Consider the following 14129-nt stretch of genomic DNA (forward strand, 5'->3'; position numbering starts at 1 on the left):
ATTTATTTAGCTGTATATATCTATTTTTTTTCATGTAAGCTATTAATTATTAAGTATTTATAAATAATATATTAGGTTTTCTTTGATAGTTTTTAATAAGATGATGTTGATTCCATAATTGCATTATTAATTTGGATTGGATGAATGCGATTAATGCCGCCAATATTGGATATATCTATAGTTCATATGAAGCAGATTGTTTGACCAATCTAAGTTCAAGATGTGCTTAGCGTACGTATAACTTTAATGACAGTCCACGATAAGCGATTTTTCTTGTGTAAAGTCTCTTAGGTGGTTTATTTTGCAGAGTTCGGCTCAACTGCCGTAAATTACCATATATTATTGAGGAAGTTTTAATGGACGCACTTAGTATGTTATTACAGAACGTGCATTTGTCTGAGACAAAATATTATCGTTTGAATGGTAAGGGTAATTGGTCTTATTCAATCGATAGAAAAGATACGATTTTATTTTATTTGGTATTATCTGGTAGCTTTTGCATCAACGTAGGGAGTGAGATACGAGAAGCAAATGCTGGCGATACAATCATGGTCACGAATGCCTATAAGCATGTCAGCTATGCACTTAATCACAATGGTGATGATGCCAAATCTTTAGATGAGCTGCTTAATAATTCTGAAGATCATGTTATTGATCTTAACGGTGATGGTGAAATCAATGCGTGTTTGATACTAATCGAATGTCAATACGAGAAAGAGATGATGCAGCCGCTATTATCGGTGCTACCATCGGTATTGCCTGAGCTTACTGAAGCATCTGATGGGCGATTTGGTGTTATTGATGTAGAGGTTAAGCTGCTAACCTTGGAGTCTGAGCACGAGCGTATGGGTAAGACTGCCGTCATCAACCATTGGGCAGGTATTATGATGATTGAGTGTTTGCGCACTTATATTGAAGGTTTACCGGAGGCGACAGACAGCTGGTTACAAGCTTTACGAGACCCTTATTTAACTAAAGCATTAGTCGCAATGCATTATACTCCGAGCCGAGACTGGACAATTCATAAGCTTGCTGAAGTAGCAGGTATGTCACGCTCAAGCTTTGCACAGCGGTTTAAAGATATCGTTGGCATGCCGCCATTAACTTATTTAATCGATTATCGGTTACGTTTGGCAGCACGTTATTTACGCTTGCAGCAGAATAGCATCAGTCGGATTAGTGAGCTGGTGGGTTATGCATCAGACTCCACTTTTAGCCAAGCGTTCAAGCGCGTTTATGGCATATCACCAAAAGCGTATCGTCAGCAGTATCAAAGTAAGTTGATGGCATAAATAGATTTATGGTAAAGCATTAAGGTCGATAATCGGGCTTTAGTGCTTTTTTTGTAATGGTATTTTATAAACACCGATATGATTAAAGACTAGATAGAGGGATGTAGTAAAACTGACAATCAAAGTGCGTTCAGGTACTATATAATAGTAAGTTGTCTAAGCGCAATCACCATAATATTTGGCTATGTGTTGTATTTAGTCATGACATTTAGATGAATAGCTTTAATATGTGGTTGCAATGCCTGAGACAACGTTTATTTTTTGCTGGTGATGGTACTTTATGACCCAACCGATTTTTGAGAGTAGCTTTCAATCTGCCACTATAAATGGCGATAATAGCGCTAACGATGACAAAAGCACCTATAAGCAGGTAGCGTCGACGCAAAACTCGTTAGCGATTGATAAAGCCGCTTTGCTTGCACTCTTTACTACGCCGCCCTCTGAAGCAAACTCTATTCAAACCATTCAAAATGCTGACACATCAGAGTCTAGCGTTGCTGAACAGCGTGTGGCACTTTATCAGGCACAGCATGAGCGTACACGTCTGCTCTATTTGGCACCTGCGAGCACGCGTCCTACGTATTTGGTACAGACCCTAAAGCCACAGTTTGCAGAATATCAGCAGTATAAGCTTGCGCAGCAGCTCGATAAGCGTGGCCTACTTGATATTGATACGATTGAGCGTTTATGGCAGCAACTGCATGTGGTTGACGATATCATCGCTGACATTGTGCGTCATATGCCAGCCCAGCAACCTGCCGGGTGGCAACTAACGGCTCAAGACGGTCATAATCCGCTAAGACTTGCGACCGTCGGTAAGCTTAAACATCCCAAACCTATTAGTGACCAAGCCAGCCTAAATAGCTATGTACTTGGTCATTTTGGGGTGAGTAGCTTTACTTATGATCGTGGCTATTATATTGGTCATGTGATTGGTTATTTGTTCAGCTGTTATTTTTGTGCGCATTTATCTATTAGCTATGGGGTCACGGCACTTGGCGAGCAGGTCATTGAAGATTATGACTATGCTAGCCTTGAGACGCCTTATATGGTGCGCTTGCTACAGGGTTTGGACAGTTATTGTAAAAAGCGTATCTATCAGCTCGCTGTCATCTGTGCACGACTCAGCGTCTATGCGTCTGATAAACGTATTGAAAAAATGCTTATCGCTGAGGTTAATGATTTTGATAAAAAACTCCAGCAACAGCATTTAGATGTTTTATTATTACAAGGAATGATGCCTGAGAGTAACGACTCTACGCCGCTCTTTTAAATATATTATCGACTTATTTTATAATCCATTGCCCTAGGATATTCGCTGCTATGCCTGCTTATCATTATAAAGCGCTTGATGACCAAGGCGGTGTCCAAAAGGGGCTACTCGAAGGTGATTCTGCACGGCAAATACGCCAGCAACTCCGCGATAAGCAATGGACGCCAGTAGAAGTCAATGCAGTCAACGACCAACAAGGGCGACAGCGTAGTCGCTACAAAAAACCCTCTGCTTACGAGCTGGCATTATTGACTCGCCAGCTGTCCGTACTACTTGCAGCAGGTATTCCGCTCGAAGAAACACTGGCAGCCGTCGCCAAGCAATCACCCAAAACTCATATCAAGTCTCTGATGTTGGCAGTACGCTCACATGTCTTAGAAGGTTTAAGCTTTGCCCGTGCACTACAGCAAGCAGCTAGCTTCCCACCGTTATATATTGCTACTATCGCTGCTGGTGAAAAGTCCGGTCACCTTGATCTTATTCTTAATCAGCTGGCCGATTACACTGAAAACCGCTTTGCCTTACAAAAGAAAATCCAAGGGGCGATGGTATATCCCATTGTATTGATGGTCATGGCAATCAGCGTCATTATGGGCCTGATGAGCTTTGTCGTACCCAAAATTGTCAAAGTGTTTGAGCAGTCTGAGCAGGCACTACCACTGATTACTCAAGTGGTGCTTGCGATGTCCAATGCCATTACCCAATGGTGGTGGCTGATGTTACTGGTATTAGTGGGTACAGCACTGTTGTTTTATCGGTTTGCACAAACGCAGGCAGGCAAGCTTGCTATTGATAGCATCGTGCTTAGATTGCCGATATTGGCGCGGCTCTCTAAAGGTCTGAATGCTGCACGCTTTGCCAGTACGCTTGCGATATTGGTACGTTCGGGTGTACCACTAATTGAAGCGCTGCATATTGGCGCTGCGGTCACCACCAATCTACATATTAAACAAACCATTATTACCGCTGCAGATCGGGTAACAGAAGGCGCCAGTCTGTCAAGCCAGCTTGAGAGAACGCCTTATTTTCCACCGATGATGGTACAGATGATCAAAAGTGGTGAAAACTCAGGTGAGCTTGAAAGTATGCTCAGCCGCGCTGCCAATATGCAAGAGGCGGAAGCGACCAACTTTATTAGCACTTTGCTATCGTTGTTAGAGCCTCTGATGTTAGTACTGATGGGAGTCGTGGTGATGATTATTGTGATGGCGGTTATGCTACCGATTGTAAATATGAATGATTTAGCTGGTTAGCACTGGCTGTTTTCTGTGCTCTTATGTTCGTTTATTTCTGCTTTATACCACTTTTTATTCCTAATTTTTATTCTTTTGATTTATATCAACCTTACTGTAGGTTTCTTAAATTTTTCTTACTGTTGTATATTGATGAATGAGAGAGAAATGTACTGTCGTCCATCAAACAGTTGGGCTATAGTGGCTCTCATAAATACAAGTAGCTCTTGTAACTATTAGCGTAGCTGCTTTGGCTACAAGTAACTATAGTAATAATCTAAGTGCGATGGTAGATAAATATAAAATCATAGTTTATAGTGATAATCGTCTTGATATTTGTGTATAACCGTAATAATAAAAGCGATGACTATGATTGATAAAACCCAAACAAATGCGACAAAGCAGTATTTTATGAAAAGCATACAATCCCATTTAAATACCAACGACTCTACTATTGTTAATTCAAATGCTATTAGCAGTCGAGCAAGAGTGCGCCACCGTCAGGTTGGCTTTAGCCAGTCAGGCTTTACGCTTATCGAGATTATGGTTGTGATTGTTATCCTAGCTATTTTGGCAGGATTGGTTGTACCAAAAGTGGTAGGACAAAGCGATAAAGCGCGTGTTAAAACGACAGAAACGGCACTGTCGACCGTGTCCAATACGCTTGATATGTATAAGGTAGATAACTCACGCTATCCAACGACAGCACAAGGTTTAGAGGCGTTAAGTACGCCACCTGCCGAGGCGAAGAATTATCCTGAAGGTGGTTATATCAAAGGTGGTTATCCGACCGATGGTTGGGAAAATGAGCTACAGTACGTCTCTCCAGGTAGCGAAGGTCGTCCTTATGATTTATTTTCTTTAGGGGCTGATGGGCAACAAGGCGGCGAGGGTCAAGATGCTGATATCTATGCGCAACTATAGATATCATGATAAGCATACTGATTAATAGACTACTGATTAACAAGCTACTAGTAACGGATAACTAGAACATAATAACTATCAACCAATAAGGCGTTATTGGTTGATATTTTTTTATGACCACATAACTGTCCCACTTATATAAGTCACATCAGTCTCATAAGTATAGTAATAGACCTAAAAATCTCCTAACCAATTCCTAATGCATTAAAAGTCATTATCGATATAACGCCAGTCTCAGAAAAGAATACATCAGCCAAAGTCAGATTTAGTTCTAAACGTTAGCAATTAAAGGTAATTATTCATGTTGATAAAAATGCCAATAACAAAAACAGTCGCAATACACAAACGTACTTCTAAAAAGTCTAATGCGTTTGCCCTTGCTATCATGAGCACCTCATTGATGATGGGATTATCAATGGTTTCTATGAGTGCTCAGGCTGCAGGTCTAGGCGATCTGTTTGGTAACAACAGTGCTGCAAAATCAAAGTTTTTGCCAGTTGATAAAGCCTTTCAAGTTGACAGCATTACCAATGCGACATCTAAAGGCACGCGTTTATCCATCACCTTTGATATCACGCCAGGTCATTACGTCTATAAAAATCAGCTTACTTTAAGTTTCCCTAAGGGTGTGAGTGCAACCCCGTTTACTTTTAGTCAGACCCCAGTCTCAATTGATGATCCAACCTTTGGTAAAGTGCCCGTATTTACGCAAAAGAATGTGATAGCAACCACAACGCTAACGACCAATAATGGTAAAGGGGCAAAGAATGCACCGCTCGTGATTGGTTGGCAAGGCTGCGCCAAAGCTGGGTTATGTTATCCGCCAGAGAAAATAAAAACCACAGTTGATATCGCAGCAAAACGTAAGTAAATATCGATTAAGTCGATTTAAGTATTAGTAATAAATAGGCAGTCCTTTATGTCCATTAAGACACCAGAAAAACCTCCATCGCTCACTGCAAATCGTTGTTCCAAAAAGTCTTATCTGTTGGCATTTGCTTTAACCAGTAGCTCATTGCTGACTGGATTGGTCGCTACTGGACTGACAGCCACATCCATGACAGCTCAAGCTGCTAGTTTGGGTGATTTGTTTGGTAGTAATAAAAGCTCATCGAAGCCGAAATTTTTGCCAGTCGATCAAGCGTTTCAGGTTGGTAGTATCAGTAAGCCTGTCGCTACAGGAACGCAGTTGTCGATTAACTTTGACATTACTCCTGAACACTATGTTTATAAAAACCAAATAAAATTAACCTTGCCTGCTGGCGTGACTGCTGCGCCATTTACTTTCAGTCAGACGCCGTACTTAATTGAGGATCCAACCTTTGGTCGTGTGCCAGTATTTGATCAAGCTAACTTGGTTGCGACTACGGTATTAAGCAGTACGAGTGGCAAAAGTGTAAATAATGCAGCAATGGTTATTGGCTGGCAAGGCTGTGCTAAAGCAGGGCTTTGTTATCCACCCGAAAAGATTAATACTACTGTCAATATCGCTGCGACTTCGCAACAAACTGCGGCAAGTAGTGCTGGTACTTCTGCCCAAAACCTTCCAACTAAAACCTCGGCAACGAACGATAATCTTACCGATGATTCTCAGTTGGCTGCAAGCACTACAACGACAGCAGAAGCGATAAATGTAGCTGGTGCCGACAGTCTTGCATCTACAGCAGAGCAGGCGGAGACAGATGACGAGGTTATTGACTATGCCTTGCTAGATGACAGTTCTTTAGATGGAGAACTTGCAGCTACCAATACGATTTCTGGCGCAGATACTAACGTCATAGGCAGTGATACGGTCGGTAGTAATACGGCTAACAGCAATGATATGAACGCTAATGGCTTAGTCGATGGTGACCCGTTTGGGCTAGCATCGCATCCTTGGTTGGCATTAGGTTTATTATTTTTAGCAGGTTTAGGCTTAGCGCTAACCCCGTGCGTACTGCCGATGCTGCCTATCGTCGCCAATATTGTGGCGCGTCAAAAGAATCCCACAGTTAAAAAAGGCGTGATTTTGACCACCAGTTATGCCATTGGAGTCGCTACAGCCTATGGTATTTTGGGCGCAGTCATCGCGGTGTTTGGTGAGTCATTAGGAATTATTGGCTGGCTACAAAACCCAATTATCTTGATTAGCTTTGCTATCATCTTTGTATTGCTCGCACTATACATGCTGGGCTTATTTACTATTCGTCTGCCACGAGCAATCAGTAGTAAAATGCAAAGCTTGAGTCAAGCGGGCGATAGTAAGCTTGGTAGTACGGGAGGCAGCTGGGTAGCTGGGTTTTTATCAGCATTGGTCGTATCGCCTTGTGTGTCCGCGCCACTATTTGGCGCATTGCTGGCAGTTTCGACTATCGGTAGTCCGCTGCTTGGTTTTGTCGCCTTATTCATGCTTGGTTTTGGTCTATCAGCGCCGCTGATTTTGATTGGTGCAACCCAAGGTAAAATTATACCGAAGGCTGGCGAGTGGATGAACTGGGTCAAACAAGGTTTTGCTTTATTATTATTCGCAGTAGCGTTGCTATTAATTGAGCGCGTGTTTGTATCCCCTGTAATGCTATTAGTATGGGCATTATGGTTCATGGTAGTGGCGACATGGGCATGGAGCTGGCTGGGTCGTGGTCGGATGCTTACCCAAGCACTTGGTTTAGTGACCGGTATTTGGGCAGCTTGTTTGATTATTGGCGCGGCCCTAGGTAATGATGATAGTTTACATCCGTTAGCCTCACTGAGCGCTGCACCGATGATGCTACAGTCGGCTAATGGTCAAGCGGTTGGTAATAGTAGTGCGAATGATGAGCACGTTACGACGCTTGCGCAATTAGATGCAATTATTGCCGCAAATCCCAAGGTCATCGTTGATGTGACTGCTGATTGGTGTATCGAATGCCGAATTATGGATAAAAATTTATTCCGTAGTCGTCCAGCACAGATGCAAGATTGGCAACTGGTCAGACTTGATATTACCGAAACCACGGCAGACTCCAAAGCAATCTTAGCACGCTACAAGCTATTTGGGCCGCCAGCATTATTGTATTATCAAGATAGCCAATTAGTGAATCAGCAAGTTGGTGAAATTGGACGCTCAGAGTTTGAAGAGACATTAACTATGCTCAATAAGTAACGCAGCACCAACAAGACTTAACGTCATATATGAGTCAGCATACTGTTATTACACAGTTGCTGGCTATTTTTTTAGCTGTCAAATACCTGAATATATATTGCAGGAATGTCACATGGTACGTTACCAATACTAAGCAATATAGGCTGGTAAATAGTAGAGGCGAGCTTGTTTATGAGTAGTATCATGATATGAACAGCATATCATTCAGAGAGCTTGATTGATAAGAATGGCTTAAATTATCAATAAGTTAGAACGATGGTTTGTTTCACTTTAAAGTAGGTTTGGGAATCTAGTAAGGAGCAATGTTAGCGATTTAAGATTGTACTAAGTACGGATAATTCTAGTATAATGCGCGTATCTTTATTACACTAAAGCAACAATACTAAAGTTGTACTGGCAAAACGTAGTGACTGTAATTTATATATTATGCTTGTTCTTTAGTTTTAGTAACTTTTGCTCTTTAGTTTCAGTAACTTTAGTAATTTGATTAACCTCAGATAATCTGTCGGCGATAATGCCAATTAAGACCAAGGACACCTATGTTTGTTCATACTATCTCGCAGCGTCAGGCCGTAAGCCCTATTACTGTTTACCAAGCTACCGCTTATGTAGGGTCTAAAACCCGTTTGAGTCTCGCCGTCGGTATAGCACTAACTTGCTTCACCATGCAGGTACATGCTGCAGATAGCAGTCCGGTCTATAATGAAATATTTGTAAAAGATGCAGCTGTTGAATATGAGGATAGGAATGCGTCACAAGCTATCTACAAGCAAGCCGAAAATTCAAATAAGCCTGTTAATGCATCTGTCAAAGAAAGTACTTATAAAGAAAATGATTATAAAAACACTGACTATGCTGCAAGGCAATCAGAGCTATTTATTGAATGTACGCAAGTACAGACTAGTGCGGCACGCTTGGCCTGCTTTGATAAGGTAGCAGAAATAGGACAAGTCCCTAGCTATACAATGACTAAACAGCCGCTAGATCTGGCAAAGACTTTTAGAACGACCATAACAGGTAATCCGCAAGTAGTATTTGCAGAAGAAGAAACCGCTACCAACGGTAATAACGGAGAGCTTAATAGTCAGTCAACCTCTAACGAAAGCCTAGATACGGTCGGACTGACGAGAGGAGAAGCACAAATCCTAGAGGACGCAGGCGTCACTCAAACAGATATTGAGAGATATACACCATTAAGTCTAGCCTATGATCTTGATAAAAACAGTGAGCGCGGTACGTGGACGGCAAGACCACATAATCCTAACTATGTACTGCCTATATTTTATACCGCTGATCCTAATCTTAACCCAACGTCAAGTAATGTAGAAGAACCAGGAAAAGAGTACTCTTCTAACGATATACGTAATACAGAATTGAAGTTCCAGTTATCTCTAAAAACCAAAGTGGCTGAAGATTTGTTCGATACTAGCGCTGATTTATGGTTTGGCTATACTCAACAGTCGCATTGGCAGGTTTATAACGAAGACGATTCAAGAGCGTTTCGTGCGACCGATTATCAGCCAGAGATTTTCTTGACCCAACCAGTGACAGCTAATCTACCATTCGGTGGACGCTTGCGCATGTTAGGGGTAGGGGCTGTGCATCATTCAAACGGTCAGTCTGATCCTATATCACGCTCATGGAACCGCGCTTATCTCATAGGTGCTGCTGAATGGGGCAAGCTCTCAGTTATTCCGCGTATATGGGCGCGAGTAAATAATGAAGATGATGATAGCGATGATAACCCAGATATCACAGATTATATGGGTCATGGTGATTTGACTTTGTTATATGACCTGCCTAATCAGCAAAGTATCAGTACTACTTTACGCTATAACACTGACACTAATAAAGGCGCTGCGCAGATTGACTACGTTTATCCATTAACAAAAGACGTAAATGGCTTTGTGCAGCTGTTCCAAGGTTATGGCGAATCAATTATTGATTATAACCATGAAAACACGTCTGTTGGTGTTGGGATAGTGCTCAACGATTGGAAAGGGTTTTAATAAAAATTAATCTAATGGCATATAAATAGGGCGTGTCCTAATTTTAATAATGGTGATAAAAATAAGATAGATTTTTGTCAATCAAAGGAAATTTTGCAGAGAATATGAACATATTGTCTAAAAATTTTCAAAGAGTGACGAAAATATAACCAGTTTTAGCTCATTAGAAGTTCATTCGTTCAGATTGAGGACACGCCCTAATGATGCAGCGCTTAGCTCCATATCAAATTGGCCTATGGCTGGCAGAGTATATCAATCTACGCTGTCAGTTATGTCATATCCATCGTAGCGCATCGCAAGTATCTAGCGTTGCCGCGTCCTCACATCCTAATCATATATATCAGCGATTGAGCACAGGCCTTTTGTGCCCCCTCTGCCAAGACAATATAGCGTGGCTACCTCCAGTCTTTAATGTAGATATTGCCGCGAGCACCTCTTTGCCCATCCAAGCAGCGAATTATTACGACTATCCAATTCGACAAGCCATTCGCGCTTTTAAACATCATGAAGACATGACCAAATTACCTCTATTGGTACATGTATTACGCCAGCTACCAAGACCAATGGGCTGTCATAGCAGTAATAGCGTAATCTTACCGATGCCTACCACACCCAGTCGCCTAGCTGAGCGCGGTTTTGATCCAGTGACCATCCTGTCTGTCTATTTATCCAAACATTGGGATATCCCTATTTGGCGCGGTGTTCAGCGTATCGATCACACTCTCAGTCAGCAAGGCTTGACGCGTGCAGAACGCCTAACCAACTTGAACGATGCTTTTTTGCTTAATGAGCTACCACCTGTCAAACGCGTATTACTATTCGATGACGTAGCGACTACCGGTGCAAGTCTGCAAGCATTAGCTCGGGCGCTGTATGGCGAATCCTCCTTTCATAATCAAAACTCCTTTCATAACAAAATCAGTGCTCCTGCCTCTTATCCTTATCATTTATCTGCCTATGCACTCGCACATGGTAGCAACAACAAATAACCATTGATGTTAATGAATAATCTACAGTAAATATTTTTATGTAAAATAATGATACTGTATTGTTTCTATGTTACATTAACTTTTCTTGATTCTCATGTTTTTTATATTTTATTCCATTAAAAACTCTCTACAAGACGTATCGTCTATAGGGACACGCTGAATATTGTTTAATAAATGTAATGGAATGAATATTGCAACAAATCTCTGAAGAATCAGCAAAAGATGAGATACATTTATGCTCGTTTCTTATACCTTGATAAATTTGTAGCTGCTATTAATAGGATCTTGATGTGAACGCATCTTTGTATAGCTCATCATGCCAACGACCAGCAACCAGCGCAGGGTTTACTCTGATTGAGCTAATGGTGACTATTACTGTGCTTGCGATTATCGTCAGTATCGCTGCCCCTAACATCAGTAATCAGTTAGCCAATCAACGGGTGAAGTCGACAGCTTCAACGATAGAAAATGCGTTAAAAGAAGCGAAAGCCGAAAGTATAATACGTCGTCAGTCTGTGACAGTAAGTGTTAATAATAGTAGCAGTCCCAAAGTTATCGAACTAAAAGACTCAAGCTTAAAAGTGATAACAAGCTACGATTACGATGCCAATAGTACTATTAAACAATTACCCACGACTGCCATCGTCTTTGAGCCTAGTAAGCGCGTTACTGCAGCAGTAACCTATACGCTCTGTGATAAAAATACCAGCGTAACACCACGACAAATTGAGGTTAATGCTATCGCTACCATTACTAGAAAAGTGGGAGGGACATGTTGATGAAGAAATTAAACTCTCAGCTGGGCGTGGGATTGGTAGAGGTGCTGGTCGCAGTATTATTACTGTCTGTCGCTGTATTGGGTTTTAGTGCGTTACAGATGCGCGCTATTAGTGCCACGGATGAGAGTTTGGTACGCACCAAGTCGTTGACCATCGTTCGTAATTTGGCTGAGATCATGCGTGCTTATCCTGAAGCTTATGTGACCGGCAGCGGTACTGCTTTTAGTAGTGTCGCACCAGATACAGCGAATGCAGTGCCAACCATACAAGCAGTTGTTAGTAGTACAGCGACGGATACCGTTAGCATCGACAGCAAGTCTATTAGTATTTTAGCAACTGCTAATAATTGTCTATCCACAGAAGTGATAACGGATCCTAATGACGCTAGTAAAAAAATACCAAAGCAGCCTTGTAGTATCAATCAGCTAGCTGCACGTGATGCGTTGATGGTTAAGAAGATTGCCGCTGATGAAGATATAAAAGTGACTGTTGTTATGTGTCCAGGTACGACAGTACAAGCCATCCAAAAGCAGATGTGTGTAATTACCGCATGGAACGACACTAAAGCATTGCTAGATAATACAGACGCTAATGCTTGTGCTAATAGCGATGGAGTTTATAAAACAGGTAATAACTGCTTGATATCGGAGGCGTATTGATGGGACATGTTAATCATAGGAGCTTTTCGTCTGATGCACGAGGTTTTACTCTCATTGAGCTAATGATCTCATTGGTGCTAGGTTTATTAATATCAGCCGCAGTCATGCAAGTCTACCTGATTAATACTCGTACCCTTACTGTGCAGCAGAGTGCCTCAGAGGTGCAGGACAGTACTATTTTTGCCTTACAGTCTCTTGATGACCATATTCGCATTACTAATCTGGGCAACCCTATCAGTAATATCACAGATGGAACTGCGAATGGCGGTGTTGTACTAACGGCCTCTAATGTAGCTAACATTACTGCTATTAAGACGGCATACATGACAATCAGTGCAGGTCAGACAGTGACTGCTGCTACCAAAGGCTGGACTGGCGTATCAAATACTAACGTGGCAAGTGATCAGCTGACCATTCAATACAAAAATATTACACCAGCATCTTTGTATGATTGTGAAGGTACAGAGGTGGTGTCTGGTAGTAGTGATTGGGTTATCGAGCGTTATTTTGTACGTACGGTAACTGGTGATGCGCCAACGGGTTCGGGGACACAAGATTTAGTACTCGCTTGTGATGCGGGGCGTATTCAAAGCTCCAGTACGGTCACTGGTTTCGGTGGAAACGGTGAGGTTATAGTACCTGCAGTTGAGCAGTTTCAAGTGTTATTAGGAACGCTAGCGGATTTCGATAGATTAACCTATTTGCCTGCCAAAACCTATTTAGAAATTACGGATAAACCAGCGATTACTAGCATCAAGCTTGGAGTCATCGTCCGTAGTAGTACGCCATTAATAACGGACGCTGACAAAACTCAATTTAGTGTTCTTGGTAAATCACAAACATTAAAAACAGACACGACAAACAAGAAGTACTATCGCCGTAGCTACGAGTCAACTATCTTACTGCGCAATGCTCGTGTGATGTCAGTGACTGGTCTTCCGTCTAATAGCCAGTAGTGCTTACTGCATTGTAAAAAGAGGACAGTATGTCAAAAAACCAGCAGTATCAGTCTCCTAACAGTTCGATTTCAACGCAGCAAGGTGCGGTACTGATCGTGGTGTTGTTGTTTTTGATTTTGATCATATTGGCCGGTGTAATCGCAGTAAAACAAAGCACCACTGACCTGCGACTGGCGACCAGCGATCAAATTAATGCTTTGCTATTACAGTCAGCAGATAACGCCAACCAGAATATTGAACAGACTATTAACAGCAGTAGTGAGAGTGATATATATAAAGATATGCTGTCCCGTTCGGGACCGTTCGGATACTTTATCTTAGATGCCGACAGCTTTGATCATGAATACGTATTCTGTTTTCGTCCACGCGATCGCTTTTTTGATATTAGTAGAACATCAGTCCTAACACCAACTGGTACAGTTTTTGGCGGCAAAACGGGTTATTGCAATCCTAGTAATTCCGACGATTATGTCAGCAAGCGTAATGCCAGTATGACCCAAGTCAATATCTCCCTAACCCCGCCAAGTGCCAGTAACGAAGCATTTGGCAGCTATACCATTGGACAAGATAGCGGTGAGATATCCAGTCAAGCCTTTACGTTCGATATAAATAGTATAGCCGTATTGCCTGCTTATGCAGATGCAACGGTAGGTACTGATAATTGCTTTGAACAAACCAGCAGGCTACATACCGTTAGTAATAGCGAAAAAACTATTGGAGGTTGTATGGCAAAGGCTGGAGTACCGAATACGATTGTTTATGAGCAAGCAAACGTTGAAAACCTATCGCTACGTACCAAGTGTGTCGATTTTGGTACAGGTGCAGGTTTACTTTGCACACTACCATCAAGCTAATATCAACTACTTTAATAACGGCTTAAAACACATGGTCG

General features: G+C 41.9%; 12 protein-coding genes. All 12 read left to right on the forward strand.

Features of this window, described 5'->3' with window-relative positions; all coding sequences use genetic code 11:
* The first annotated feature begins 356 nt into the window (after window positions 1-356).
* The 12 genes from ACTQ9S_RS06120 to ACTQ9S_RS06175 all read left to right on the forward strand — a co-directional run bounded on the left by ACTQ9S_RS06120 (window position 357) and on the right by ACTQ9S_RS06175 (window position 14091).
* Window positions 357-1292: an AraC family transcriptional regulator gene (locus tag ACTQ9S_RS06120; protein ID WP_440454412.1), complete on the forward strand. Its 936-nt coding sequence runs from the start codon at window positions 357-359 to the stop codon at window positions 1290-1292.
* A 280-nt stretch (window positions 1293-1572) separates the two neighbouring features.
* The gene (locus tag ACTQ9S_RS06125) at window positions 1573-2565 is read left to right on the forward strand and encodes a hypothetical protein (protein ID WP_068034130.1); all 993 of its coding nucleotides are present in this window, start codon (window positions 1573-1575) and stop codon (window positions 2563-2565) included.
* Between the two features lie 50 nt (window positions 2566-2615).
* The gene (gspF, locus tag ACTQ9S_RS06130) at window positions 2616-3818 is read left to right on the forward strand and encodes a type II secretion system inner membrane protein GspF (protein WP_350655546.1); all 1203 of its coding nucleotides are present in this window, start codon (window positions 2616-2618) and stop codon (window positions 3816-3818) included.
* A 390-nt stretch (window positions 3819-4208) separates the two neighbouring features.
* Window positions 4209-4721, forward strand: coding sequence for a type II secretion system major pseudopilin GspG (gene gspG / locus ACTQ9S_RS06135; RefSeq protein ID WP_350655544.1), 513 nt, complete (start codon window positions 4209-4211; stop codon window positions 4719-4721).
* Between the two features lie 301 nt (window positions 4722-5022).
* The gene (locus ACTQ9S_RS06140) at window positions 5023-5592 is read left to right on the forward strand and encodes a protein-disulfide reductase DsbD domain-containing protein (protein ID WP_440454414.1); all 570 of its coding nucleotides are present in this window, start codon (window positions 5023-5025) and stop codon (window positions 5590-5592) included.
* 48 nt (window positions 5593-5640) lie between these two features.
* Entirely contained in the window at window positions 5641-7842 is a 2202-nt protein-coding gene (locus tag ACTQ9S_RS06145) for a cytochrome c biogenesis protein CcdA (protein WP_440454416.1), read from the forward strand.
* 539 nt (window positions 7843-8381) lie between these two features.
* Window positions 8382-9851 (forward strand): phospholipase A, encoded by a 1470-nt coding sequence (locus tag ACTQ9S_RS06150; RefSeq protein ID WP_440454418.1) that lies wholly within the window; start codon window positions 8382-8384, stop codon window positions 9849-9851.
* 200 nt (window positions 9852-10051) lie between these two features.
* The gene (locus ACTQ9S_RS06155; protein WP_440454420.1) at window positions 10052-10840 is read left to right on the forward strand and encodes a ComF family protein; all 789 of its coding nucleotides are present in this window, start codon (window positions 10052-10054) and stop codon (window positions 10838-10840) included.
* Between the two features lie 290 nt (window positions 10841-11130).
* Window positions 11131-11619 carry a GspH/FimT family pseudopilin gene (locus tag ACTQ9S_RS06160; protein WP_440454422.1) on the forward strand — a complete coding sequence of 163 codons (489 nt, stop codon included), beginning with the start codon at window positions 11131-11133 and terminating at the stop codon, window positions 11617-11619.
* On the forward strand, window positions 11619-12278 hold the full coding sequence (pilV, locus tag ACTQ9S_RS06165) for a type IV pilus modification protein PilV (protein ID WP_440454424.1): 660 nt from the start codon (window positions 11619-11621) through the stop codon (window positions 12276-12278). Before ACTQ9S_RS06160 ends, pilV begins: the two co-directional genes overlap by 1 nt.
* Window positions 12278-13234 carry a PilW family protein gene (locus ACTQ9S_RS06170; protein WP_440454426.1) on the forward strand — a complete coding sequence of 319 codons (957 nt, stop codon included), beginning with the start codon at window positions 12278-12280 and terminating at the stop codon, window positions 13232-13234. The genes pilV and ACTQ9S_RS06170 overlap by 1 nt, the downstream gene beginning before the upstream one ends.
* Before the next feature lie 29 nt (window positions 13235-13263).
* Window positions 13264-14091 (forward strand): pilus assembly protein PilX, encoded by an 828-nt coding sequence (locus ACTQ9S_RS06175; protein WP_440454428.1) that lies wholly within the window; start codon window positions 13264-13266, stop codon window positions 14089-14091.
* Window positions 14092-14129: the final 38 nt, after the last annotated feature.

Origin of the sequence: Psychrobacter sp. ASPA161_9 (assembly GCF_051970275.1) — a bacterium.
Classification (GTDB): Bacteria; Pseudomonadota; Gammaproteobacteria; order Pseudomonadales; family Moraxellaceae; genus Psychrobacter.